This is a genomic window from Kitasatospora misakiensis, from assembly GCF_042656005.1.
GTDB classification, from domain to species: domain Bacteria; phylum Actinomycetota; class Actinomycetes; order Streptomycetales; family Streptomycetaceae; genus Kitasatospora; species Kitasatospora misakiensis.
Window position 1 is genome coordinate 58,419 of the sequence record NZ_JBHSOF010000012.1, and the last position, 25,481, is coordinate 83,899.

Annotated in this window: 17 protein-coding genes and 2 pseudogenes; 15 read left to right on the forward strand and 4 right to left on the reverse strand. The window is 74.5% G+C overall.

Annotated elements, in window-relative coordinates:
* Nucleotides 1–32: 32 nt before the first annotated feature.
* From ACFP3U_RS12330 to ACFP3U_RS12340, 3 genes are all read right to left on the reverse strand, one after another.
* The gene (locus tag ACFP3U_RS12330) at nt 33–1,046 is read right to left on the reverse strand and encodes a zinc metalloprotease (RefSeq protein WP_380225448.1); all 1,014 of its coding nucleotides are present in this window, start codon (nt 1,044–1,046) and stop codon (nt 33–35) included.
* A 305-nt stretch (nt 1,047–1,351) separates the two neighbouring features.
* Entirely contained in the window at nt 1,352–2,110 is a 759-nt protein-coding gene (locus ACFP3U_RS12335; protein WP_380225449.1) for an AAA family ATPase, read from the reverse strand.
* Nucleotides 2,111–2,322: 212 nt separating this feature from the next.
* Nucleotides 2,323–3,267: an LLM class F420-dependent oxidoreductase gene (locus ACFP3U_RS12340; RefSeq protein ID WP_380225450.1), complete on the reverse strand. Its 945-nt coding sequence runs from the start codon at nt 3,265–3,267 to the stop codon at nt 2,323–2,325.
* A 177-nt stretch (nt 3,268–3,444) separates the two neighbouring features.
* On the opposite strand from ACFP3U_RS12340, the gene ACFP3U_RS12345 reads away from it, so the two are divergent.
* The 6 genes from ACFP3U_RS12345 (at nt 3,445) to ACFP3U_RS12370 (ending at nt 13,478) form a co-directional block, all read left to right on the forward strand.
* Nucleotides 3,445–3,819: a DUF6401 family natural product biosynthesis protein gene (locus ACFP3U_RS12345; RefSeq protein WP_380225452.1), complete on the forward strand. Its 375-nt coding sequence runs from the start codon at nt 3,445–3,447 to the stop codon at nt 3,817–3,819.
* Between the two features lie 260 nt (nt 3,820–4,079).
* Nucleotides 4,080–4,805 (forward strand): alpha/beta hydrolase, encoded by a 726-nt coding sequence (locus ACFP3U_RS12350; protein WP_380225541.1) that lies wholly within the window; start codon nt 4,080–4,082, stop codon nt 4,803–4,805.
* A gap of 149 nt (nt 4,806–4,954) precedes the next feature.
* A complete protein-coding gene (locus ACFP3U_RS12355) occupies nt 4,955–5,437 on the forward strand; it encodes a CU044_2847 family protein (RefSeq protein ID WP_380225453.1) in 483 nt (160 codons plus the stop codon).
* Nucleotides 5,434–7,671 (forward strand): VMAP-C domain-containing protein, encoded by a 2,238-nt coding sequence (locus ACFP3U_RS12360; protein WP_380225455.1) that lies wholly within the window; start codon nt 5,434–5,436, stop codon nt 7,669–7,671. The genes ACFP3U_RS12355 and ACFP3U_RS12360 overlap by 4 nt, the downstream gene beginning before the upstream one ends.
* 41 nt (nt 7,672–7,712) lie before the next feature.
* Complete coding sequence (locus ACFP3U_RS12365) at nt 7,713–8,816, forward strand: AAA family ATPase (protein ID WP_380225457.1); 1,104 nt, start codon at nt 7,713–7,715, stop codon at nt 8,814–8,816.
* A 57-nt stretch (nt 8,817–8,873) separates the two neighbouring features.
* Nucleotides 8,874–13,478, forward strand: a complete 4,605-nt coding sequence (locus tag ACFP3U_RS12370; protein WP_380225458.1) for an SAV_2336 N-terminal domain-related protein — start codon at nt 8,874–8,876, stop codon at nt 13,476–13,478.
* 33 nt (nt 13,479–13,511) lie between these two features.
* Here ACFP3U_RS12370 and ACFP3U_RS12375 read toward each other — a convergent pair whose 3' ends face one another.
* Nucleotides 13,512–14,222 (reverse strand): TNT domain-containing protein, encoded by a 711-nt coding sequence (locus ACFP3U_RS12375; RefSeq protein WP_380225459.1) that lies wholly within the window; start codon nt 14,220–14,222, stop codon nt 13,512–13,514.
* Nucleotides 14,223–14,569: 347 nt separating this feature from the next.
* Here ACFP3U_RS12375 and ACFP3U_RS12380 point away from each other — a divergent pair, with 347 nt between their 5' ends.
* The 9 genes and pseudogenes from ACFP3U_RS12380 to ACFP3U_RS12420 all read left to right on the forward strand — a co-directional run bounded on the left by ACFP3U_RS12380 (nt 14,570) and on the right by ACFP3U_RS12420 (nt 25,433).
* Complete coding sequence (locus tag ACFP3U_RS12380) at nt 14,570–15,295, forward strand: DsbA family oxidoreductase (protein ID WP_380225461.1); 726 nt, start codon at nt 14,570–14,572, stop codon at nt 15,293–15,295.
* A 58-nt stretch (nt 15,296–15,353) separates the two neighbouring features.
* A complete protein-coding gene (locus ACFP3U_RS12385) occupies nt 15,354–16,820 on the forward strand; it encodes a phytoene desaturase family protein (RefSeq protein WP_380225462.1) in 1,467 nt (488 codons plus the stop codon).
* A 175-nt stretch (nt 16,821–16,995) separates the two neighbouring features.
* Nucleotides 16,996–18,606 (forward strand): annotated as a pseudogene (locus ACFP3U_RS12390) (AMP-binding protein); the annotation flags it as partial.
* A 141-nt stretch (nt 18,607–18,747) separates the two neighbouring features.
* Nucleotides 18,748–19,071 (forward strand): annotated as a pseudogene (locus ACFP3U_RS12395) (acyl-CoA thioesterase); the annotation flags it as partial.
* Nucleotides 19,068–21,551 (forward strand): oxidoreductase, encoded by a 2,484-nt coding sequence (locus ACFP3U_RS12400; protein WP_417466414.1) that lies wholly within the window; start codon nt 19,068–19,070, stop codon nt 21,549–21,551. The pseudogene ACFP3U_RS12395 and the gene ACFP3U_RS12400, both read left to right, overlap by 4 nt.
* On the forward strand, nt 21,548–22,552 hold the full coding sequence (locus ACFP3U_RS12405) for a carbon-nitrogen hydrolase family protein (protein ID WP_380225463.1): 1,005 nt from the start codon (nt 21,548–21,550) through the stop codon (nt 22,550–22,552). The genes ACFP3U_RS12400 and ACFP3U_RS12405 overlap by 4 nt, the downstream gene beginning before the upstream one ends.
* On the forward strand, nt 22,549–23,679 hold the full coding sequence (locus tag ACFP3U_RS12410; protein ID WP_380225464.1) for a cupin domain-containing protein: 1,131 nt from the start codon (nt 22,549–22,551) through the stop codon (nt 23,677–23,679). The genes ACFP3U_RS12405 and ACFP3U_RS12410 overlap by 4 nt, the downstream gene beginning before the upstream one ends.
* A 16-nt stretch (nt 23,680–23,695) precedes the next feature.
* Nucleotides 23,696–24,601 carry a fumarylacetoacetate hydrolase family protein gene (locus ACFP3U_RS12415; protein ID WP_380225465.1) on the forward strand — a complete coding sequence of 302 codons (906 nt, stop codon included), beginning with the start codon at nt 23,696–23,698 and terminating at the stop codon, nt 24,599–24,601.
* A 46-nt stretch (nt 24,602–24,647) separates the two neighbouring features.
* Nucleotides 24,648–25,433, forward strand: coding sequence for a maleate cis-trans isomerase family protein (locus ACFP3U_RS12420; RefSeq protein WP_380225466.1), 786 nt, complete (start codon nt 24,648–24,650; stop codon nt 25,431–25,433).
* Nucleotides 25,434–25,481 lie beyond the last annotated feature (48 nt).

A 25,481-nucleotide genomic window follows, 5' to 3' on the forward strand; every position in this document is an offset into this window, starting at 1 on the left:
ACCTCGGGGGTCGGCAGGGGCCGCAGGAACCGTCAGGCCCGGTAGGAGGCCCAGGAGTTCGCCATCCGGGCGACCTGGCCCGGGGTGAACTGCGTCATGCACGAGTCGTAGGTGTAGTCCATGAAGTTGTGGATCGGGTCGATGCCGGTGGCCGTGCAGGTGTCCCGGCCGGCCGGGCACTGGTAGGCCGCGCTCTGCTCGGCCGGGGTGTCGGCGACGTAGTCGCCCTGGCCGCTGCAGCCGCCCTGGAAGGTGTGGTAGAGCCCGAGCCAGTGGCCGACCTCGTGGGTGGCGGTGTCGCCCTCGTTGTAGTTGGCGGCGGAGCCGCCGGGGAACGAGGAGTCGAGGATGACCACACCGTCGTCGGTCGGGTTGGAGCGGTAGGAGCTGGGGAACGTCGCCCAGCCGAGCAGCGACTCGCCGAGCTTGGCGGTGTAGAGGTTGAGGGCGTTGGCCGCGCCCTTGCGCAGCTTGGTCTTCATCGACTTCTCGGCGCTGGAGCCGGGGGTGACGCCGTTGTACCAGGTGGCGTTGTCGGTGTAGTCGGTGGAGACCAGCTGGAAGCGGAACTGGCTCGGGGTGTTGCCCGAGCCCTGGCCGCTGTACGCGGCGTTGAGGACGTCGATCTGCTTGGTGATGGTGGCCGCCGACAGCTTGCCGGTGGTGCCCGAGTGGACGACGTGCACGTACACCGGGATGGTCGTGGTGGCGGCCAGCTCGCCGGGCGCGAGCAGGGTGTTGCCCTGGGCGGAGTGCGCCAGCTGGGCGAGCCGGCTCTGGAGGTCGGCGTCCATCGCCTTGGCCTGGGCCTCGGTGACGGCGTTCGGCTCCTGGCCGCCGGGGTGGCCGGCCGGCTTGCGGGCGGCCGCGTCCTGGGCCGCGTCGCCGGTGCACTCGGTGGAGGTCGGGGCCTTGGCGGCGGTCGCGCTCGCGGTGGTGAGCGCGGAGGGGGCCGCGAACTGGGTGAGACCGAGGGCGGCGACGACGGCGGCCGCGCCGAGGAATCGGCCGGTGGCACGCGAGGGGACACGGACGGAACGACGCATCTGCGCTCCTGAGGAGGGTGTGGGGGACGGCGGATGTGGGGGCCGCCGAGCCACAGGCTACGCAGCGTCGCGTGTACGCGTCAGACTTGTTCCGGCCTGGAACTACTAACGACAAATCAGACATAATCCGGAAGTTTGAGCAGCTGAACCACGCCGCACATGGAGCATTTCCCGTCGCGCGCATGCGCACAGTACCGGCCCCGGCCTGTCCGAAACGTGACACCCCGTCTGCCCCGCGGCTCGGCGCGCGACCGGCGGGACGGGACGAACGGGATGAACCGGGCGCCCGGACCGCCTCGCCGAGACTACGACGCCACGAAGACGATCTCCCGCAGGGCACGCGCACCGGCCTGGTCGAGTACCACGGCCGACGCACAGCCGGCCGGCGGCCGCCCCGTCCCGGCCAGCCGCCGGCGCAGCCGCCACGCGGCGTCCCGGTGCCGGGCGAACGCGTACGCAGACACGGCCTGGCCGCGGGCCCGCTGGCCGTCCCGGGCCTCCTCGGCGCTGGCGTCCAGCAGGATCAGGTGCACCCGACGCCCCTGCCGCTCGGCCGCCCGGGCCAGCCACCGCCGCACGTACGGCACCGCGCCGCAGTCGTGGACGGTGAGCGGGCCACCGGCCAGCACCGCGCGCCGGAGCCGCCGGTAGTGCGCGAAACGCACCAGCGGGCGGTACACCGCGTACGGCAGCCAGGAGGGGAGGCGGGTCGCGTACTCCTCGCGGACCAGCTGCGAGTCGACGATCGGCCCGCGCACGCAGCGGCGCATGAGCGTGCTCTTGCCGCTGCCCGGCAGCCCGGAGACCACCAGCAGGTCGTCCGCCGGGTAGTGCAGGGCCGTCGGGTAGTGCGGGGCCGCCGGGTATGGCAGCGCCGCCGGCCGGCCGCGGTCGGGCCGGCCCTTCCGGAGGTCCTGCCGGAGGTCCTGGAGGCCGCGCGGGCGCAGCACCCCGGCGGCCGGCTCCGCCCCGACGTCCGGACAGCCGGGCCGCGGCACACCGCGGGCCGCCCGGTCGCGAGCCGACCCGTCGCGAGCCGCTCTGAAGACCTGCACGTCCGACATCGGTACTCCCCCTGCCTCCCCCGCCCGGCCCGGGCTCTCCCGGACCCGCCTCCCGAAGAGCCTTCCCCCTTCAAGAGAGAGTAAAGACTAATGGTCAGGCCGGGTCCGGGCCGAGTCCTTTACCGCCCCAGGATCGTCACAGAAGCGCACCGGGAGCGTCACAGGGGCGGGGTTGGAGCGTCACAAGGGGGTTGGAGGCGCCGCAGGCCGCCTCAGCCGAGTTGCGGGGCGGTGCCGAGCTGCGGGGCGATCCGGGAGGCGATCAGCTCCAGGTGGTCGAGGTCGTCCAGGTCCAGGATCTGCAGGTAGATCCGCTCGGCGCCGACGGCGGCGTACCGGCCGATCTTCTCCACCACCTCGTCCGGGGTCCCGGCCAGGCCGTTGGCCTTCAGCTCGTCGACCTCGCGGCCGATCACGGCGGCCCGGCGGGCCACCTCGGCGTCGTCCCGGCCGACACAGGCGACCAGGGCGTTGGAGTACACCAGGTCCTCCGGCTTGCGGCCGGCCTGCTCGACGGCCGCGCGGACCCGGCCGAACTGGGCGGCGGTGTCCTCGACGGAGACGAACGGCAGGTTGAACTCGTCGGCGAACCGGGCGGCCAGCGCCGGGGTGCGGGTCGGCCCCGTGCCGCCGACCAGGACCGGGATCTTCGCCTGGGCCGGCTTGGGCAGCGCGGGCGATTCGCTCAGCCGGTAGTGCTCACCGGCGAAGTCGAAGGTCTCCCCCAGCGCGGTGCTCCACAGCCCGGTGATGATCTCCAGCTGCTCCTCCAGCCGGCCGAACTTCTCCTTCGGGAACGGGATGCCGTAGGCGGAGTGCTCCGCCTCGTACCAGCCCGCGCCCAGGCCGAACTCGACCCGGCCGCCGCTCATCGCGTCGACCTGGGCGACCTGGATGGCGAGCACACCGGGCAGCCGGAAGGTGGCGGCGGTCATCAGGGTGCCGAGGCGGATCGTGCTGGTCTCGCGGGCCAGGCCGGCCAGGGTGATCCAGGCGTCGGTCGGGCCGGGCAGGCCGCTGACGTCGCCCATCTTCAGGTAGTGGTCGGAGCGGAAGAAGGCGCTGAAGGCCCCCAGCTCCTCCGCCGTCCGGGCGACCCGGAGGAGGGTGTCGTAGCTCGCGCCCTGCTGGGGCTCGGTGAAGATTCGAAGATCCATACCGGCCATTCTGGTACAGACCACCCCGTGCTCACGGCCGATCCGGCGAACCGGTGCCGATCGGGCGGCCCCGGCGACCGTCCGGGCCACCCCGCGTGGCGCCGGTTGCCTCGTTCGTGGCCAAGGTCTCCTCCCCGGGCGGCCTGCCCCGGCGCCGCGCTCGCCTACCGTGGACGGATGTTCGCCACGCCCGACGAGTCGCACCGGGGCTCCCCCGACGACTCCCCCGACCCGCACACCCCGTCGGCCGACTGCCCGCTGCCGGGGATCGTCGCCGCCTTCGCGCCCCGGCTCGCCGAGCTCGCCTTCGAGCCCGGCCTGGTCGCGGCCGTCGACCAGCACGCCGCCGAGCTGCGCGAGCTGCTGTACGCGCAGGGACCGGAGCTGCTGCCCCGGCGGCTGCACCGTGCGGAGCTGTCCGACTACGCGCGCGGCTTCCTCGACCGGCTCGACGAGATCGGCTGGCGCGAACCGGTCGGGTACGACTTCGCGGTGCACCGGCTGACCGCGATCTGCTGGCTGGTCCGGCAGAACGGCCTGCTCACGGCCTGACCGGTCCGACCCGGGCGATCCGCCGACGCGCGCGGACCTGAATCCGGCGGCGCACGATGGAAATCGGCTGAGACACACCCCCGACACACCCCCGCACCCGGCGCGTACAGTGGCGGTCCACACGGCACGGACGGCCGTCCGCACACGATCCGGACGGCGGGCGGGAACGGGACAGCGTGAGCGGCAGCAGGGCGGGCGGCAACGGCACGGGCGGCAGCGCCGGCAACGGGCGCGGCCACCGCGCGCTGGTCTGGCACGGGCTGCCCGAGCGGCCCGGCGCCGCGGTCCTGGTGCTGCACGGCGGCCAGGAGCACAGCCTCTCCCGACCCGGCCCGATCAACCTCGCCGGCCTGCGGATGGCCGGCTTCGTCCACGCGCTGCGCCGCGAGACGGCGGCGGCGGGCGTCGCGGTCGGCACCGTCCGCTACCGGCACCGGGGCTGGAACGGCGAGCGGGCCGACGCCGCCCGGGACGCGATCGCCGCGCTCGACGACCTCGCCGAGGAACTCGGCCCGGTCCCGACCGTCCTGGTCGGCCACTCCATGGGCGGCCGCGCCGCGCTGCGGGCCGCCGGTCACCCCACCGTCACCGGCGTCGTCGCCCTCGCCCCCTGGTGCCCGGCCGAGGACCCCTGCGAGCAGCTGGCCGGCCGCGACGTCCTGATGCTGCACGGCGACCTCGACCGGATCACCTCCCCCGCCGACACCCGCGCCTTCGCCGCCCGGGGCCGGGCCGCCGGGGCCCGGGTCTGTGGCTACACCGTCGTCGGCACCGGCCACACCCTGATGCGGCGGATCGGCGACTGGCACCGCGCCACCGCCCGCCTCTCCGCCGGACTGCTCGGCCTGCGCGAGCTCCCGCCGGAAGCCGCGTCCGCCCTGGCCCTCCCCGCGGACTCCACCGGCTCCCTCGACCTGCCCCTCCCCGTCCACCCCCGCACCGCCCCGGCCGGCCGGCCGTCCCGTCCCCTCCCGACGGACGCCTGAGCAGGCGGCCAGCAGGTACGCCGTCCCCGACCCGACTCCTCAGGAAGTCAACGGACTTGGGAGTCCAGGCCAAACGGCCACGGCAGGCAGGTATGGTGATGGACCGTCGGGGGCGGATCTCCAAGGGGGCGGGCGCGGTGTCCGAACAGGTGACGATTGATCTCGGGGACGGCACGACCGTCCGCGCCGAGGTGATCGGCGAGGTGAACTTCCAGCAGCCGGAGGCGCCTTCGGACGTCTGGGCGAACTCCGGCGACGCCGCGTTCGGCAGGGGCCGACAGGCCGCCGCACAGCTTGGCTCGGCGGTCGCGCTCACCCTGGACCAGGTGCGCGGCACCGTCCAGAGTGTCGGCCGCTGGGCGGCGGAGACGGTCACGCAGGGGGCGGGCTCCCCGGACGCCTTCGAGGTCGAGTTCGGGATCAAACTGGCGGTCAAGTCGGGCCAGTTGCTCGGCGTCATAGCCGAGGCCGGCAGCGAGGCCGGGCTGACCGTCCGGCTCTCCTGGGACCTCGCCGAGCGCCGTCGGCAGCAGGCCGCCACGGCGGCTCCGGCGACGGCGACGGCCGGGGCCGGGCAGGACGCGTCCGATGGTCAGGGGGCTCCGGTCGCCAGAGCGGCCGACACCGAGTGACCCTGTCGGCCCGGCCCGATCTCGCCGAGTCCGAGGAACTGCGCCGCTGCACTGTCATGATCACCGTCGCGGGCGAGTTCCACGGCAGCGGCTTCCTGGTGGCCCCCGGCCTGGCGGTCACCTGCGCGCACGTGGTCGCCCGGGCGGTGGCGGCGGGGGCTCCGGTGGGCGTCCGTCACCCGACCGGCGACCGCACCGTCCCGGGCGAGTTGATCCGGCTGGCCCCGGAGACGAGCAACGGCAGAGGCTCCTACCCCTTCCCCGACCTCGCCCTGCTCGCCCTCCCCGACTGGGCCGACCACCCGGTCGCCCGGCTCGCCGCCGCCGAAGCCGAACCGGACGCCGTGCTCACCGCCCTCGGGTACTCCACCTACACGCCCACCCCGGGCGCCCGCCCCGACACCCTGCGCCTGCGGGTCGTCGGCCTCGCGGACCGGTACCTCGGTGTACGCGGTGACGGCATCCGCGACGGCCACAGCGGCAGCATGCTCGTCAACGGGAACGGCCTGGTCCAGGGTGTGCTCAAGCACAGCCGCCACTTCGAGCAGGACGCCGGCGGCTTCTACACACCCGTCGGCGCGCTGACCGCACTGCTCGGCGCGGCGGGCGTCGCACTGCCCGACCCGCTCAGGCCCGCGCCGGTCGTGGCGGGCCCGCCCTCCGACGAGGGCCAGATGGTCGCCGCGCTGATGGCCTTCCGTCGGCTGGACCGCCCCGACGGCCGCTACGACCTGCTCCGCGTCATGGGCCGCCACCTGGGCCTGGAGCACGCCTTCGAGGCCGAGGACGGCTCGGGGCCCCGGGACCACCTACACCGGATCGTGCGCGCCTGCCACGGCTTCCGCGACAGCCTCGCCGCGCTGCAGGCGCTGTACAGCGCCATGGCCGAACTCGCCCCGGACGACGGGGCGCTCGTCACCCTCGGCGCCGTGATCGGGCGCGCTCTCGGCACGCGGCCGACCGCCTTCCGGAGCCATGCCCACGAGCACCCCACCGGGATACCGGAGGGCTGGGCGCCGAACGGCGACGCGGAGGACTGGTCAGCGCTCACTCGATGGCTCCTGGGTCAGCGCGGCACCTTGCCCGTCGATGAACTGATCGAACTGATGGCGGAGTTGCGCACGATCGCGGCACCCGAGAATCCCGCCCGGTACCTCCCGGAGGACGCGCCGGGCCTGCGGCACCCGCACTCGAAAGCCGGGCAGAACACGCTGCCGGGTCTCCTGAAGCGCATCTCCGAACTGCACGGCAACCAGCGGCTCGGCCTGCTGGTCGCCTTCCTCTGCGCGCTCGGCGGTGACCTGGAGGTGGCACGGCACGGCGACCTGCCGGCCCTGCGCCGCTTCCTCGCCACCCACGCCGACCGGATACCCGACGCCGCCAGGGACAGTACCGAGGAGCGGCTGATCGTCCAGGTCCGGCTGGACGAGGTGGGCCCTCCCAGCGCCGCCGACACCCGGTACCACATGCACATCTCCTACTACCGCCAGCCGCTGGAGGGCGGGCCGTTCCGGCGGGTCGGCAGCCACTACGACAGCGAGGCGTTCACGAGGAGCGAGCTGCTCAGCACGGGTGGCGCCCGACTGATCGCGTGGCAGGAACTGAGGGACGCGTTGCGCGGCGAGCCCTTCGTCAGGTACGAGTTCCTCCTGCCGCGCTCCGCGCTCGGGTACGCCGCCGAACTCTGGTCCATCGACGACACCGGTCGTGCCCTGGGTCAGCACCAGCAGGTGGTGGTCCGGCAGCTCGAACGGTACACCGCGCCCAACCTCGACGTCGTTCCCTGGCGCCGGCGTTGGAAGCAGCTCCAGGTCCGTTGTGCCGACCCGGCCGAAGTCCTCAAAGGGATCCACTGGGCCTCACTCGACCCCTTGGAGAAGGACCAGTTGGGCAAGCACCTGAGGTCCGAGAAGGACGTCGCCTGTGTGGGCCTCGCCGCTCCGTACGACGAACTCGACCCCACGGTCCAGTACGTGGTGGACAGCGCGATGTACTTCGAGGGTGTGCCGGTCATGATCTGGCGACGGGTCGCCGGTGACGTGCCCACGCTGGTCACGGCATTGCAGGAGCACGGACCGACCCGCCTGGCCGAACTGCCCGATGTCATCCGCGACTACCGGCAGGACATCGGCGGCCCGACGCCGAACCCGGACAACGCCGTCACGCTGCTCTGGGACGACCCGGACTGTGTGGACCCGAACCAGGACCACGCCTACCCCGGGATGATCGGATGACCGCGAACCCCACGACGACAAGCGGCGAGTCAGGAGCACTCATGACCGAGGGCTGGTGGATCTACCGTGGCACCGGCGTCCCGCACGGTGGGATCGCCGGGCTCCCTCCGGCACCCGCCTGGCGTGCCTTCGGCGACCCGGACGGCGACCCCGAGCTGCTGCCGGCGCCGCCCCTGGAGGACTCGGCGGCCGGTTCGACCGCCCGGCGCCTGGGCCGGGTCCGGCAGGCCTCCGCCTACCAGGCGGACGAGCGGGAGGTCCGGCTGGTCAACCTCGCGCTGCACCTGCGCCGCCCCCTGCTGATCACCGGCAAGCCCGGTGTCGGCAAATCGACGCTCGCCTACGCGGTCGCGCACGAGCTGCGCCTCGGCCCGGTGCTCCGCTGGTCCATCAGCAGCCGGTCCACCCTGCGCGACGGGCTGTACAGCTACGACGCGATCGGACGGCTGCACGAGGCCGGGCTCTCCCGCCACGGTCACCACCGGGGCTCCCCGGAACCCCGACCGCACGGCGACGACCTCCGCGAAGACTTCCTGATCGCCCCGCCGGAGCACGGGCGCACCGCGCCCGCCATCGGCCGGTTCCTGCGGCTGGGCCCGCTCGGGACGGCACTACTGCCCTGGCGGACCCCGCGCGTGCTGCTGATCGACGAGATCGACAAGAGCGACATCGACCTGCCCAACGACCTGCTGAACGTCTTCGAGGAGGGCGAGTTCGAGATCCCCGAACTGCTGCGGCTCGGCCCCGGCCCCCAGGAGGTCGGCACCGCCGACCACGGCCGGACGGCGGTGGTGCGCGGCGGTGTGGTGCGCTGCGCGCAGTTCCCGCTGGTCGTGCTCACCAGCAACGGCGAGCGGGACTTCCCGAGCGCGCTGCTGCGGCGCTGCGTCCGGCTGGAGATCAAGCCGCCGGACGAGCACCGGCTGGCCGCGATGGTCGCCGCCCACTTGGGGGAGGAGACGGCCACCGCCGGGGCGACCACCGAGCTGATCGAAGACTTCCTCCGGCGGCAGCGGGCGGGGGCGGAGCTGGCCAACGATCAGCTGCTCAACTCCCTGCTGATGGCCGCACGCGTCCTCAGGACCGGCGGGCCGGAGTACGACGCCGTGCGTGAGGTCCTGCTCCGTCCGCTCAACGAGGGCTGAGCGGAGATGGGTTCGGCATCGCCGGGCGGGCCCGTGGAGGGAGCGGGGGAGGAACCGGTGAGCGGACTGACCGAGGCCCTCACCGGGCTGCTCGACCCCGCGGACGGCGGGCCGCTGCCGCAGGACATCGCGGACGTCCTGTGGATCGCCGGGCTGGCCGGACTGCTGGACCCACCGCCTCCACCCGAGGATCCGGCGGCGGTCCACGTGCCCGCGCGCGGGGAACCGGTGACCGGGCCCGACCGGCCGGAACCGACGGCCCGGCCGGCCGGGCCCGAGGCTCCCCGCTCCGCCGGGCCGCCCCCGGCCGAGCCGCCGCGCACCCTACCGGCGCCGACGCCGCCTCCCCCACCCGTCCGACCGCCCGCGGCACCGGCCACCGAAGCGCGGGCCGCGCTGCACCCCCGCCCTGACACCCCCGACCCCGTCGCCCCGGACCGGACCGAAGGGCACGTCGTCCAGGTCGCCCAGCCCGCCGCGCTGGCCGGCGGCCTCGCCCTGGCCCGGGCCCTGCGCCCGCTGCGCCGCCCGGTCGACGCCCCCGGGCGGGCCACCCTCGACGAGGAGGCCACCGCCGAGGCCACCGCCGAAACCGGCCTCCTGCTCCCCGCCTGGCGCCCCGCCCAGCGGCCCCGCTTCTCGGTCGACCTGCTGGTGGACACCGGCGCCACCATGGCCGTCTGGCACCGGCTCGCCGGGGAGCTGAGCACTCTGCTGGAGCGGCACGGGGCGTTCGCGGACGTCCGCTGCTGGGCGCTGGACACCGACGGTCCGGTCCCCAGGCTCGCCCCGTTCCACCGGCGCCGTCCCGGAGCGCCCGCCCCCGCCAGGGCCGACTGGTCCCGGCCGCTCAACGACCCGACCGACCGGCGGATCCTGCTCGTCCTCACCGACGGCATCGGCCCCGCCTGGTACGGGGACGAGCTGCGGGACTTCCTCGGCGCCGTCGCCGCGGTACGGCCCACGGCGGCTCTCCAGGTGCTGCCCCGGCGCCTGTGGCACCGCACCGCGCTGCGCACCGCCCTCGTCTCGGCGCGCGCCTCCGTGGCGGGCCGACCGGTCCCGGCGTTCCGCTCGGACGCCGCCCTGCCCGGTGTCCCGCGCGGCGCCGAGGGCGACGAGCTGCGGTCCGGCGTGCGCTGGCTGCCCGTGCTGGAGGTCGACGCCGACTGGGTCACGCCGTGGGCCGACCTCACCGCCGGCCGCACCTCGGGGTGGACACCGATGCTCGCCGCGCCCCTCACGGGCCTGCCGGACTCCCACCGCCCGCAGCGCCCGACCGGCCCGGCCGTCGACCCGGCCACGCCCGCCCGGCGCGTGGCCCGCTTCCGGGCCGGCAGCTCACCCGCCGCGTACCGGCTGGCCAGCCACCTGGCGACGGCGCCGCTCAGCCTGCCGGTGATGCGGCTGGTCCAGCGGGCCACCGTGCCGGAGTCCGGGCCGACGCACCTGGCCGAGCTGTTCGTCTCCGGGCTGATCGCACCCCGGGGCGAAACGGCCGCCGACCCGGACGAACAGGTCTACGACTTCCGGGACGGCGTGCGGGAGGAACTGCTCGCCGAACTGACCCGCGCCGAGTCCGTCCACGTGCTGAAGGACGTGCTCGCCAAGGTGTCCGGCCGGGTCGCGGCGACCTTCGGCGGCACCCTCGACTTCCGCGCTCTGGCCACCGTCGGTGCCGGCGGCGGCGAGGCCAGGCTGTCACCGCGGAGCCTGCCGTTCGCCGAGGTCGCGCTGACGGTACTGGCGGGCGCGGGAGGCGAGCACGCCGCGGTGGTCGCGCGGCTGGCCGAGGCCGTGGCGCGGGCCGACGAGGAGTCCGGGCCCGAGCCCCGGCCGGACCCGCCACCGCTTCGGCCCGAGTCACTGGACCCGATCCGGCCGGTGCTGAGCCCGCCCGAACCACCGAGGATGATCGGCCGGAGGCGCGAACTCGCCGCCCTGGCCGCCGCCTTCGCACCGGACCGGCCGGTCTCGGGGCCGCCCGAGCAGCCTGCCGTGGTGGTGGTCGTCGGCGAGGCCGGCATGGGTCGACGCCGACTCGTCCAGGAGTACGCCGGGGCGTACGGCGGGCGCCACTCCTTCACCCACTGGATCGACGCACGCCGCCCCGCCTCTCTGGAGGACGGCATGCGTCGGCTCTGGGCCGCCGTCGGCCCCGGCACCGAGCCCCTGGGTCGTTACTCCCGGCTCTGGGAGCAACTGGCACGGCACCGGGACTGGCTCGTCGTCCTCGACGGCTGCCCGTCGCGCCCGCCACTCTCCCTCCCCCCGATCGGCCGGGGCTGCGTGCTCGTCACGACCGACTCCTCCGGCACCTGGGCGGACCGGGGTGCGACCGTCATCCGGCTCGGCTCGCTCCGGACCGACGAGGTGCTCGACGAACTCCGCGCCCGGCTGGGCCCCGGATACGACCCGGAGGACCCGGAACAAGCCCGTTCCCTGCAACTGTTGGCGCAGCGGCTACCGAAGGCCCCGGACATCCTCGCCGACGTCGACCTCGACGCGGACCTGGCGATCGCCCTGCCCGCCGCGACCGACCCGTCGCCGACACCCGCGAGCGGAACGCACGTACTGGTCCGGACCAGGGTCCAGGACCGGACGGTGACGATGCACCTGCCGTACCCCGTCCCCACCGTGCCGTCAGGCATGCCCCCGGCGTTCCCCTGGTTCACCGGCCGCGAGGAGGAACTCGACGCGCTGCTGTCGTTCCTGACCCCCGTCGAACCCGGACAGCCCCCGACCCGTGCCACCCTGGTCACCGGCCTCCCCGGCGCGGGCAAGTCCGAGCTGGCCCTCCGGGCCGCCCATCTGGCCCTGGCCCGCGGCTGGTACCCCGGCGGGGCGCTCTACCTCGACCTGCGCGAGCGTTCGGACGCCTCTCCGTCGGCGGAGCGGCTGGGCCTGGCCGTCCTGCTGTCCGCCCTGAGCGTTCCGCGCGAGATCGTGCCTTCGGACCCCCGTGATCAGGTGTCCCTCTTCCGAACGGTCCTCACCGCGTTCACCGACGGGGCCGGGCCGATCCTCCTGGTGCTCGACAACGTGCCACGGGCCGTCAACCTCGCACGGTTCGTGCCGGTCGAGGGCAGGGTCACCGTCCTCGTCACCTCCCGGCACTCGCTGCCGACCTTGGCCGACCGGTTCGACCTCGGCGTGATGTCCCCGGAGGACTCGGTCCAACTGCTCGTGGACCGAGTCCGGCAAGCCCGGTCCGACGACGCCCGCCTCGCGGACGCCACCCGGGCCAGAACTCTGGCCGATCTGTGCGACGGCCTGCCGCTGGCGCTCGCGTTCTGCGCCGGCCGTCTGGTCGACGACCCGGGTCTCCCCGCGCCGGCCCTGATCGAGGAGCTGAGCGATCCCCGCCACCGGCTCGACGCGCTGAGCCGCGACGGGCGGAGCCTGCGGGCCGCTTTCACCGAGTCGTACCGGGAGCTTTCGAGCAGCGAGGCCCGACTGTTCCGCCTGCTCTCCGTGTACCCGTATCCCGATCTGTCCACCGATGTCGCCGTCGGTCTCGCGAACCCCGACATCCTGGTGGCGGAGCAGCTCATGGCGGCACTGGCCCGCGCCCACCTGCTCCAGGCGGTCCCGGCCCAGGACCACTGGCACTTCCCCCCGCTGCTCCGGCTGTACGCCCTGAGCCTGGGTGAGGCCAGCGCCGACGGCGATGACCGGGCGAACGCGCTCACCAGGCTGATGGTCCACTACCAGTCGGCGGCGGAGGCCGCCAACGCGGCCGGGAGCCGCTACTCCACCGTCCGTTTCCGCGATCCCGACCGTGCCCGGGCCTGGCTGGACGCGGAGCGGCCGATCATGATCGCGCTGGTCAGGTTCGCCGCCGAGCACGGCGCCGTCGACGCCACCCTCGACTTCGCTCGTTTCGTGACGTACCGGCTCGTCGAAGAACGTCGCCTCGACGATCTGACCACCGTGGTGGAGGCCGTTCGCGACCTCAGACGGCGGCGGGGCGGGGAGAGCGGCGCGGTGCCGTCGCCGCCCGTCGGCGACACCTCGACGACCGAGGACCGGATCGCAACCGCGGACCTCCCCGCCGAGCTCGACCGGCTACTCCAGCCCGACTTCGCGCCGCGGCGGCCGACGGGGGAACTGCTCCTGGCCGTCCACGTCCCGAGCGGCGGGGAGGGCTCGCACCTCCTCACCGGGTGGATCCTCGCCGACATCCTGCGCGACTCGACCGTCAAGGGCACATTGAGCACACGGCCCCGCACGGTCGAGTCGGAGCTGCTGGTCACCGTGCCCAACCCGCCGGATCTCCTGAACACCGCCGGAAGGTTGCTCCTGGAGCTCTGGAACCGGATCGAGCGGCTGGAACTCGCCCACCGGCCGCGCAGTCCGATCGCCGTGTCCATCCTGAGCAGCCCGCCCCCCGAACGGCGAACCGACTTCGCGAGGCTGAGGACACCCCTCTTCGACAGGGGATACCCCCAGGAGGATCCGATCGAGGAGGTCACCGTCTCCCGGGCGGTACTCGACCTTCTCACCGATCGCTTCGGCGCGGGAACGGGCGCTGATTTCCGCCTGGTCCCCACCGCGGCGCCGGTGCACACCCCGGATGCGTGCTTCCGGTACATCGGCAGCCCGCGGGGGCTCGGTCTGCTGCTCTCCAACCAGACGAGGGGCGGGATCGGCTCCTCCTGAGCCCGGCACCGGGGGTGCCGGGCCCGGGATCGGTCAGGCGAGACAGTCGGCGGCGGGCCGGGGCTCCAGGATCTTCTTGTCCAGCAGGGTCTTGACGTTGTAGGGGGCGCTGCCGAAGTCGGCGGGCTTCAGCTTCTCGTTCAGGTACTGCTGGACGCCGTTGCCGGGCTGGGCGAAGGCGGAGGCGATGGTGCCCTGTTCGACCTTGAACGGCGTCTTCACGTTGTAGCAGTGGTAGCTCTCGACCTCCTTGTTGTCCTCGACGACGGGGTTGAGGCTGTCCGGCGGGAGGGCGCGCGCGGGGAAGGAGGTGTTGGTCCTGGAGAGGTAGCGGCCGAAGTAGGCCCCGAAGCGGTCCAGCTTGGTGCCGGCGGGCACCTCGACGGTCGTCCGGTCGATGGTCCCGTTGACGTCGCGGAAGCCGTCCTCGGACGGGTACTTCCAGTCGAGGCCGTCGCGGTACCAGGAGAGGAACTGCTGGGGTGTCAGCCCGCCGAAGCGGTCGTAGTTCGTGAGCAGTTTCGCGACCGTGGGCGGCAGCGTCTTCGGGCCCAGCTCCTTGAAGCCGCAGTAGTACTTCAACTTGTCCTCGGCGGTCGGCCGGTACTGCTCGCGCGGACAGTCGGTCGGGTCGGCCTGGACGTCGGCGGCCGTGGCCGTCGCGGCGGCGCTCTGGGTGGCGGCGGTGCCGGTCACCAGCAGGGCGGCCGCCAGGGAGAGGGCGGCGAGGTGGCGGGAACGCATGGGGGCGGGTCCTCCGGGGGGGGTGGCAGGGGTCCGGGCCGGGCGCGCAGGGGGGCGCCGCCCGGTGACGCGGAAGGGATCGATCGGCACCGGAAGCTACACGTCGCCACGGCGTTGATTCGTAGACGAAACGCCCACTTCGACCCCGTTCACCCGATCGGCGGGAGTCCGCCGCAACGGACGCCAATTCCGCGCACGGGAAAGGGCTTTGGCGCGGGCCGGGGCTACAGCCACCCCCGACGGCCGGATGGATAGTTCATAGGGAGAAATATTCATCCACTCATGGGTGTTTGTGCGAGTACGTGCGCGGGACAGGCCCGCCACGATCGAGGACAGGAGCAACCCCCGTGCGCGTCGAGATCTGGAGCGACATCAACTGCCCGTGGTGCTACATCGGCAAGGCGCGGTTCGAGCGGGCCCTGGAGCGCTTCCCCCACCGGGAGGGTGTGGAGGTCGTCCACCGGTCCTTCGAGCTCGACCCGCGGTCGCCGCGCGAGGCCAGGCCGGTGGTGCCGCTGATCGCCGCCAAGTACGGGATCGGGCTGGACCAGGCCGAGGCCGCGGAGCAGCGGATCGCCGACAACGCCGAGGCCGAGGGGCTGGCGTACGTCCGGGCGGGGCGCGACGCCGCGAACTCCTTCGACATGCACCGGCTGCTCCACTTCGCCGCGGAGCACGGGCGGCAGGCCGAGCTGCTGGACGCCCTCTACCGGGCGAACTTCGCCGAGGAGCGGTCCGCGTTCGCGCCCGAGCGGCTGGTGGAGCTGGCGGCGGAGGCGGGCCTGGACGGGGCGGAGGCGGCCCGGGTGCTGGCCGATCCGGACGCCTACGCGGAGGCGGTGCGCGAGGACGAGGCGACGGCGAGCGCGATGGGCGCCACCGGCGTGCCGTTCTTCGTCTTCGACCGCCGGCTCGGGGTCTCGGGCGCCCAGCCGGCCGAGACCTTCACGGCGGCGCTGGAGCAGGCCTGGGACAGCCGGACGGTCGTCCCGCTCGTCCAGGTCGGCGCGAACACCGGCGACAGCACCGGTGAGGCCTGCGGCCCGGACGGCTGCGAGGTGCCGCAGCGCTGAGGGCGGCGGCTGAGGGCGGCGGCGGCGCCGAGGGCGGCGGATGCGGGATGCTGGCCCCATGAGTACCGCGGTCGTGGTGGGCGGCGGGCCCAACGGGCTCGCCGCCGCCGTCCGGCTGGCCCGGGCCGGGGTGCGGGTGACCGTGCTGGAGGCCGCCGAGGAGGTCGGCGGCGGGGCCCGCAGCGGCGAGGCGGTCCTGCCCGGACTGCTGCACGACCACTGCTCCGCGATCCACCCGATGACCATCGGCTCGCCCTTCCTGCGCGGCCTCGGCCTGGAGCGCTTCGGGCTGGAGTTCCGACTGCCGGAGATCGACTGCGCTCACCCGCTGGACGACGGCACGGCCGGCGTCCTGCACCGCTCGGTCGCCGAGACCGCCGTCGGGCTCGGCGGCGCCGACGGCCGGCGCTGGCGGCAGCTGTTCGAGGGACCGGTCGCGGGGTACGACCGGCTCGCCGAGTCCATCATGGGGCCGCTGCTGCGGCTCCCCCGCCATCCGCTGCGGCTGGCCCGCTTCGGGGCGCCCGCCCTGCTCCCGGCCGCCGCCGTCGCCCGGACGTTCGCCGGGGAACGGGCCCGGGCCCTGTTCGGTGGCGCCGCCGCCCACGCGTTCCAGCCGCTGCACCGGCCGCTCAGCGCCGCCGTCGGCCTCGGGCTGCTGACCTCCGGGCACCGCTACGGCTGGGCCGTCGCCGTCGGCGGCTCGGGGGCGATCACCCGGGCCCTGGTCGCGCTGCTCACCGAGCTGGGCGGGGTGGTCGAGACCGGCGTCCGGGTCCGCTCGGCGGCCCAGCTGCCGCCCGCCGACCTCGTCCTGTACGACCTCGCGCCCGGCGCCGTCGCCGACGTCCTCGGCGAGCGCCTGCCGCCGCGCACCGCCCGCGCCTACCGCCGGTTCCGCCACGGGCCGGGCGCGTTCAAGGTGGACTTCGCCGTGGCGGGCGGCGTCCCCTGGACGGCCGAGCCGGCCCGTCGCGCCGGTACCGTCCACCTCGGCGGCGGCTTCGCCGAAATCGCGGCCGCCGAGCGCGCCGTCACGGCCGGCCGGATGCCGGAGCGCCCGTTCGTCCTGGTCGGCCAGCAGTACCTCGCCGACCCCGGCCGCTCGGCCGGCGACGTCCACCCGCTGTGGACGTACGCCCATGTGCCGCACGGCTGGACCGGCGACGCCACCGAGGCGGTCATCGCCCGGATCGAGGGCTTCGCCCCCGGGTTCCGCGACCGCGTCCTCGGCCTGGCCGTCCGCCGGCCCGCCGACTTCGCCGCCGACAACCCCAACTTCGTCGGCGGCGACATCATGACCGGCGCCAAGGACGCCGCCCAACTCCTCCTCGGCCCGCGCCCCGGCCTCCACCCGTACGCCACCGGCCTCCCCGGCCACTACCTCTGCTCGGCCGCCACCCCGCCCGGCCCCGGCGTCCACGGCATGTGCGGCGCCAACGCCGCCGAGGCGGCCCTGCGGTGGCTGGGATCCGGAGGCGCCCGGCGGCGGGCGGTCAGCCCCCGGCCGGGCCCACCCGGGTGAACGAGCGGGGTGGCGGGCGGTAGCGGCGCGGGGGCGGGCCACGGGGTACGACGGGGGTCCGGCGGGGGCGCTCGGGGGCGGCGGCTCGGCCGAATGCGTGTATCGCTCTCTTGACTGGCGTCACCGAAGCGCGATACTTGCCTCACTCCCGCTCGCCCGATGAGGTGGCCCGCCCATGGAGCTCTCTCCCTCTGCGCACGTGGACACGTTCTGTCGAGACAACCTGCCACCCCCTGACGAGTGGCCCGAATTCCTCTTCGACCTCCCGGAGTTGGCCTATCCGGACCGGCTGAACTGCGCGTACGAGCTGCTCGACGCGACGATCGAGCGGTTCGGCGCCGACCGGCGCTGCCTGGTCACGCCGGACGGCCACTGGACGTACGGCGAGCTGCGTGAGCGCGCCGACGCGGTGGCCCGGCTGCTGACCGGGCGGCTCGGCCTGCTGCCCGGCAACCGGGTCCTGCTGCGCGGGCCCAACGCGCCCTGGCTGGTGGCCTGTTGGCTCGGCGTGCTGAAGGCCGGCGGGGTGGTGGTGACCACCATGCCGCTGCTGCGGGCGGCCGAGCTGACCGCCCTGCACGAGGTCGCGGCGCCCGTCCTGGCGCTCTGCGACCACCGGTTCCTGGCCGAGCTGGAACAGGCCCGGACGCCGGGGCTGACCGTGGTGCCGTACGGCGGCACCGGGCCGGCGGACCTCGGCGCCCGGTGCGCCGGGCTGACCGGCCCGTTCACCGCCGTGCCGACCGCCGCCGACGACGTCGCGCTGATCGCCTTCACCTCCGGCACCACCGGGCGGCCCAAGGCCACCCTGCACTTCCACCGCGACGTGCTCGCCAACGCCGACACCTTCTCCCGGCACCTGCTGCGGCCCACCCCCGACGACCTGTTCGCGGGCACCCCGCCGCTCGCCTTCACCTTCGGGCTCGGCGGCCTGGTGGTCTTCCCGCTGCGGGCCGGCGCGGCCACCCTGCTGCTGGAGCAGACCACCCCCGAGCAGCTCGCCGAGCACGTCCACCGGCACGGGGTCAGCGTGCTGTTCACCGCGCCGACGGCCTACCGGGCGATCCTCGCCGCCGGGCTGGCCGACCGGCTGGCCGGGGTGCGGCGGTGCGTCTCGGCCGGCGAGCACCTGCCGGCCGCCGTCTGGGAGGCGTTCCGCGCCGCCACCGGGCAGCGGCTGATCGACGGCATCGGGGCCACCGAGCTGCTGCACGTCTTCATCTCCGCCGCCGACGGCGACATCCGCCCGGGCGCGACCGGCCGGCCGGTGCCCGGCTACCGGGCGGCGATCCTCGACGACCGGGGCCGGCCGGTGCCGGACGGGCAGCCGGGGCGGCTCGCCGTCAAGGGCCCGACCGGCTGCCGCTACCTGCGTGACGACCGCCAGCGCGACTACGTGCGCGACGGCTGGAACCTCACCGGCGACACCTATGTCCGCGACCCGGACGGGTACTTCTGGTACCGGGCGCGCAACGACGACATGATCGTCTCCTCCGGCTACAACATCGCCGGGCCCGAGGTGGAGCAGGTGCTCGGCGACCACCCCGACGTCGCCGACTGCGCGGTGGTCGGGGTGCCGGACGAGCGGCGCGGCACCGTGGTCAAGGCGTACGTGGTGCTGCGCGCGGGCGCCGCCGCCGGGCCGGAGACGGTCCAAGCGCTCCAGGAGCACGTCAAGCGGGCCATCGCGCCGTACAAGTACCCGCGCGCGGTCGAGTTCGTCGAGGCCCTGCCGCGCACCGCGACCGGGAAGCTGGCCCGCGCCGAGCTGCGCCGCCTGGCCGCGCCCGAGGCGGCCTCGACGGCGCGTCCGCCGACGGACCCGGCGGCCGGTCCGGCGCCCGCCAGCGTGACGACCGAGCGGCGGGTCGAGTGGTCGGACACCGACGCGGCCGGGCACTACCACTTCTCGGCCGTCCAGCGCTGGGCCGAGGCGGCGGAGGCGACGCTGCTGCGCCGGCTGGGCCTGGACGGGCTGTTCGGGCGGATCCCCCGGGTGCACTTCGAGGCCGACTACCGCGAGCGGCTCTGGTTCGGCGACCTGGTCCGCACCGAGCTGCGGGTCGAACGGATCGGCGGCTCCTCGCTGCACTACGTCTTCGAGGTGCACGGCCCGAACGGCCTGGCCGCCAGCGGGCGGATGTCGGTGGTGCACGCGGCGCCGCACGCCAAGGGCACCGAGCCGTGGCCGGAGCAGGTGCGGCACGCGCTGGCCGGGGCCGGGCGGCAGGAGCCGGAGGTGGTCCGGTGACCGGGCGGGCGCACCAGGTCGCGGTGACCGGGCCGGCGCACCAGGTCGCGGCGACCGGGCCGGCGCACCGGGTCGCGGTGATCGGCGGCGGCCCCGGCGGGCTCTACTTCGCCGCCCTGGCCAAGCAGTTGGACCCGGAGCGGTCCATCACCGTGTTCGAACGGGACGGCCGCGAGGACGAGTTCGGCTTCGGCGTGGTGTTCTCCGACGAGACCCTGGACGGCATCGCCCAGGCCGACCCCCGGGTGTTCGCCGCGATGAGCGCGGAGTTCGCCCGCTGGAGCGACATCGACGTGCGGTACGCCGGGCAGGTGCGCACCAGCGGGGGCCACGGCTTCGCCGCGCTGGACCGCAACCGGCTGCGCGCGATCCTGCAACGGCGCTGCGCGGAGCTGGCGGTGGACGTCCGCTACCGCACGCCCGCGCCGCCGGCCGAGCGGCTCGCCGAGGAGTACGACCTGGTGGTCGCCGCCGACGGCATCAACTCGGGGACTCGCGCGGCGTACGCCACGACCTTCCGGCCGGAGCTGGACGAGCGGCACGCCCGCTACATGTGGCTCGGCACGGACAAGGTCTTCGACGCCTTCACCTTCCTGGTCGAGCGCTTCGACTTCGGGGTGCTCCAGGTGCACGCCTACCCGTACAGCGCCGAACGGTCGACGTTCATCGTCGAGATCGGCGAGGAGGCGTGGCGCCGGGCGGGCTTCGAGGCCCTCGCCGACCGGGAGTTCGCGCGCGGCGAGAGCGACGAGGCGAGTGTGCGGCGCTGCGCGGAGCTGCTCGCCGGGCACCTGGACGGGCACCGGCTGATCCCCAACGCCTCCCGCTGGATCCGCTTCACCACGGTGCGCAACGCCACCTGGCGGCACCGGAACGTGGTGCTGCTCGGCGACGCGGCGCACTCGGCGCACTTCTCGATCGGCTCGGGCACCAAGCTGGCCCTGGAGGACGCCCTGGCGCTCGCCGCGAGCCTGGGCGAACAGCCCACGGTGGCGGAGGCGTTGGCCGCGTACGAGGCCGAGCGGCGGCCGGTGGTGGAGTCCACCCAGCGGGCGGCGCAGGCCAGCCTGGAGTGGTTCGAGACGATCGACCGGCGGACCGGGCAGGATCCCGACCGGTTCGCGTTCAATCTGCTCACCCGCAGCCGGCGGGTCACCTACGAGAACCTGCGGGCCCGCGACCCCGGGTTCGTGGCGGCGGTGGAGGCGGCGTTCGCCGGTGGCGCCGAACCGGTCGGGGCAGCCACGGTGCCGCCGATGTTCCGGCCGCTGAAGCTGGCCGCGCTGGAGCTGCGCAACCGGGTGGTGGTGCCGCCGCTGGCCACCTTCACGGCGGTCGACGCCCTGCCCGGCGCCTTCGACCGGGCGCAGCTGACCGCCCACGCCCTCGGCGGCGCCGGGCTGGTGATCGCCGGGATGACGGCGGTCGCCCCGGAGGGCCGGGCCACCGACCGCTGCCCCGGCCTGTGGAACGACCGGCAGGAGGAGGCCTGGCGCCAACTCGTCGACGCCGTCCGGGCGGTGAGCGGCACGCCGCTCGGAATCCAGCTCACCCACGCCGGGCGGCGGGCCTCGACCGCGGTCCCCGGACCGGACGGGATCGGGCGGCCGCTCACCGAGGGCGGCTGGCCGACGCTGGCCGCCTCGCCCCTGCCCTGGGACGCCGCCAGCCCGCCGCCGCACGAGGCGAACGCGGTCGAACTCGCCGCCGTCGCGGCCGACTTCGCGGAGTCCGCGGAGCGCGCGGCGCGGGCCGGGTTCGACGTGCTGGAGCTCCAGTTCGGCCACGGCCACCTGGTCTCCGGCTTCCTGTCGCCGCTCACCAACCGCCGTACCGACCGCTACGGCGGCCCGCTCGCCCAGCGGCTGCGGCTGCCGCTGGAGGTGCTGGCGGCGGTCCGCGCGGTCTGGCCGGCCGGACGGCCGCTGCTGGTGCGGATCTCGGCGAGCGACTGGGCGCCGGGCGGCACCACCGAGGCGGAGGCCGTCGCGATCTGCCGGGCCCTCGCGGACGGCGGGGTGGACGCGGTGGACGTCTCCACCGGCGAGGTGGTGGCCCACCAGCGACCGCCGTTCGGGCGGGGTTACCAGACACCGTTCGCCGAGCTGGTGCGGGCCGCCACCGGGCTGCCCACCGTCGCGGTCGGCGCGATCTCCGGGCACGACGACGCCAACTCGGTGCTGCTGGCCGGGCGGGCCGATCTGGTGGCGGTCGGCCGGGCGCAGCTGTACGACCCGCTGTGGACCCTGCACGCCGCCGCCGAGCAGGGGTACGCCGGCCCGGGGGCGCGCTGGCCCGGGCCGTGGGCGGCGGGCAGCCGCCGGCCGCCGGGGCCGGGCGCCGACCGGGTGGCGCCGCGGCTGCGGCTGGTGCGCGAGCCCGAACCGCCGGTGCACCACCGCTGGCGGCCGGGCGCCGCCGGGGCCGTCGACCCTGATCCACCCACCGACCGACCCGGCCCGACCGAGGAGGAGCGATGACCGAGCCCGTCGCCGCCGCGCTGCGGCTGCCCCGCTTCACCGCCGCCGCCGTCCAGGCCGCCCCCGTCTTCCTGGACCCCGCCGCCACCGTGGCCAAGGCGGTCGCGCTGATCCACGAGGCGGCCGACCACGGCGCCTCCCTGGTGGTCTTCCCCGAGGTGTTCGTCCCCGGCTACCCGTACTGGAACTGGACGATGAACCCCGTCCAGGGCTCGCCCTGGTACGAGCGCCTCTACCGCGCCTCGGTGGACGTACCGGGCCCGTACGTCGACGCGCTGCGCGCCGCCGCCCGCCGGGCCCGCGTGGTGCTGGTGATCGGCGTCAACGAGCGCGGCCGGCACAGCCTCGGGGCGCTCTACAACACCCTGCTGGTCATCGACGCCGACGGCGAACTGCTGAACGTGCACCGCAAGTTGGTGCCCACCTGGGCCGAGAAGCTGACCTGGACGCCGGGCGACGGCAGCACCCTGCGGGTCCACGACACCGCCATCGGGCCGCTCGGCGCGCTCGCCTGCGGCGAGAACACCAACCCGCTGGCCCGTTTCACCCTCCTCGCCCAGGGCGAACTCGTCCACGCGGCGAGCTACATCGCGCTCCCGGTCGCCCCCGAGGACTACGACATGGCGGAGGCGATCGCGCTGCGCGCCGCCGCCCACTGCTTCGAGGGCAAGGTGTTCACCGTCGTCTCCTGCTCGACGATCTCGCCGGAGATCGTCGACGCGATCGCCGGCGAGGACCAGCAGGTGCGCAAGCAACTCTCCCGCCCGCGCAGCGCGTTGTCCGGGATCTTCGGCCCCGACGGGCGCGCGGTGACCGAACCGCTGGTCGACGAGGAGGGCATCGTCTACGCCGAGATCGACCTCGGCCGCTGCGTCCAGCCCAAGCAGATGCACGACATCGTCGGCCACTACAACCGCTTCGACGTCTTCCGGCTGCACGTGGACAACCGTCCGCTGCGGCCCCTGACGCTGCCGGAACCGCCCCCGAAGGAGGAGGAATGACCGCCTACGACGACGACTACGACGACGACCGGATCGGCCGCGCCCGCGTCTCCGACAACCCCGAACTCGCCGCCTACTACGAGGAGTTGGCCAAGGTCGACGCGGGCGCGCTGTGGACCGTGGCGAACGAGATCGAACCCTGGTACCCGCAGCCCAGGTCGGTGCCGGTGCTCTGGCGCTACGCCGACCTGCGCCCGCTGGTCCGCAAGGCGCTGCCGCTGGTCAAGGCCGACGACGCCGGCCGCCGGGTGGTCATGCTGGTCAACCCCGGCCGCCGCGAACTCAGCGCCGCCGTCGGCCTGTTGTACACCGGCCTGCAGATCATGGGCCCCGGCGAGGCGATGACCGCGCACCGCCACCAGGCCTCCGCGCTGCGCTTCGTCCACGAGGGCACCGGCGCCTGGACCGTCGTCGACGGCCAGAAGCTCAAGGTCGGCCCGCGCGACTTCGCGATCACACCCAACAGCACCTGGCACGAGCACGGCAACGAGTCCGGCGACGCCCCGGTGATCTGGCAGGACGGCCTGGACATCCCGCTGGTCAACATGCTCGACGCGAACTTCTACGAAGTCCACCCCGAGCTGTACCAGCGGCCCGGCCCGGTGGCCAACTCCTCGCTGCTCAGTTACGGCGGCAACCTGCTGCCGTACGGCATGGAGAAGTGGACCCGGCCGTACTCGCCGCTGCTCGGCTGGCCCTGGGAGCCCAGCTACCACGCGCTCACCCAACTCGCCCGGGCCGGCGAGGGATCGCCCTACGACGGGGTGGTCATGGAGTACACCAACCCGGTCACCGGCGGCTCGGTGATGCCCACCATGGGCGCCCACCTCCAACTGCTGCGCCCTGGCCAGGCGACCCGCGCCCACCGGCACACCGGCTCGGTGGTCTACACGGCGGCCAAGGGGCGGGGCGTCTCGGTGGTCGCCGGGCACCGCTTCGAGTGGCAGCAGGGCGACATCTTCGTGGTGCCGTCCTGGGCCTGGCACGAGCACGCGAACCTCGACCCCGGCGAGGACGCCTGCCTGTTCTCGTTCAACGACTTCCCGGTGATGCACTCGCTCGGCCTGTACCGCGAGGAGCCCTACCCGGACCACGACGGGCACCAGCCCACCATCACCACCCCGTGACCAGGAGCGCACACCCATGCGGCTGTTGACCTACTGCACCCCCGGCGACGACACCCCCCGCCCCGGCGCCCTGCTCGACGGGGACCTGGTCGCCGACCTGTCCGCCCTCGCCTCCGCCGCCGGCGTCCGGCTCCCCCCGGACCTGCTGGGGCTGATCGCGGCCGGGGGGCCGGCCCTGGCCACCGCCCGCGAACTGCTCGCCGACGCACCGGCACACGGCGCGGCGCTCCGTCCGCTCGCCGAGGTCACGCTGCGCGCGCCGCTGCGGCCCGGCAAGATCGTCGGGGTCGGCCTCAACTACGTCGAGCACGTCGCCGAATCGCACCGCACCCTGGACACCGAGCGCGAACTGCCCGACCGGCCCGTGCTGTTCAGCAAGCCCGCCACCGCCGTCACCGGCCCCGGCCAGCCGATCCTGCACAACGCCGACCTGACCAAGCAGCTCGACTGGGAGTGCGAACTCGCCGTCGTCATCGGCGCACCGGCCTTCCGGGTGACCGAGGCCGACGCCTGGCGGCACGTGTTCGGCTACAGCATCGTCAACGACATCAGCGCCCGCGACCAGCGCCGCTCCGGCCAGTGGTTCTTCTCCAAGGGCCAGGACAGCTACGCGCCGTTCGGTCCGGTCCTGGTGACCGCCGACGAGATCCCCGACCCGCAGCGGCTCGACCTGTCCCTGCGGGTCAACGGCGAACTGCGGCAGGACTCCAACACGCGGCACATGCTGTTCGGCATCGCCCGGCTGATCGCGGACATCTCCTCCGGCGTCACCCTGGAGCCTGGCGACGTCATCGCGACCGGCTCGCCGTCGGGCGTCGGCGCCGGGATGGTGCCCCCGCAGTTCCTCCAGCCCGGGGACCTGGTCGAGGCCACCATCGAGGGGATCGGCACCCTCGCCAACCCGGTGGTCGACGCCCGCTGACCGGCCGCCCGCCAGGCCGCCCGCCCCTGCAGAGGAGCCCGCTCCGATGAACAGCCCGATAGCCAACCCGACGGCCCCCGTCTACCGGATCGGCCAGATCGTCCCGAGCTCCAACGTCACCATGGAGACCGAGGTCCCCGCCCTGCTGCGGGCCCGCGAACGAGTCGCACCCGAGCGGTTCACCTTCCACTCCAGCCGGATGCGGATGACCAAGGTCACCCCCGAGCAACTGCGCGCCATGGACGCCGAGTCCGACCGGTGCGCCGCCGAACTCGCCGACGCCCGGGTCGACGTGCTCGGCTACGCCTGCCTGGTCGCCGTGATGGCCACCGGCCCCGGCTACCACCGGGAGGCCGAACAGCGGCTGCACCGGCGCACCGCCGAGAACGGCGCCGCCGCGCCCGTGGTCACCAGCGCCGGCGCGCTGGTGACCGGACTGCACACGATCGGCGCCAAGAAGGTCGCCGTCGTCACGCCCTACCTGCGGCCGCTGGCCCGCACCGTCGTCGACTACCTCGGCCACGAGGGCATCGAGGTGCTGGACTTCGCGGCCCTGGAGATCGCCGACAACCTCGACGTCGCCGCCCACGACCCGGCGAAGCTCCCGGCCATCGCCGCCGGGCTCGCGCACAGCCGGGCGGACGCGGTGGTGCTGTCCGCGTGCGTGCAGATGCCCTCGCTGTCGGCGATCGAGGAGGCCGAGCAGCGGCTCGGCAAGCCGGTCGTCTCGGCGGCCGTCTGCACCGCCCACCAACTGCTGCGCGCCCTCGGTCTGCCGGCCTTCGCCCCCGGCGCCGGGCACCTGCTCTCCGGCGCCTACGCCGAGGCCTGACCTCGGCTTCCGCCGGCGCCCAGTGCCGACGTTATGATCATCACGAGC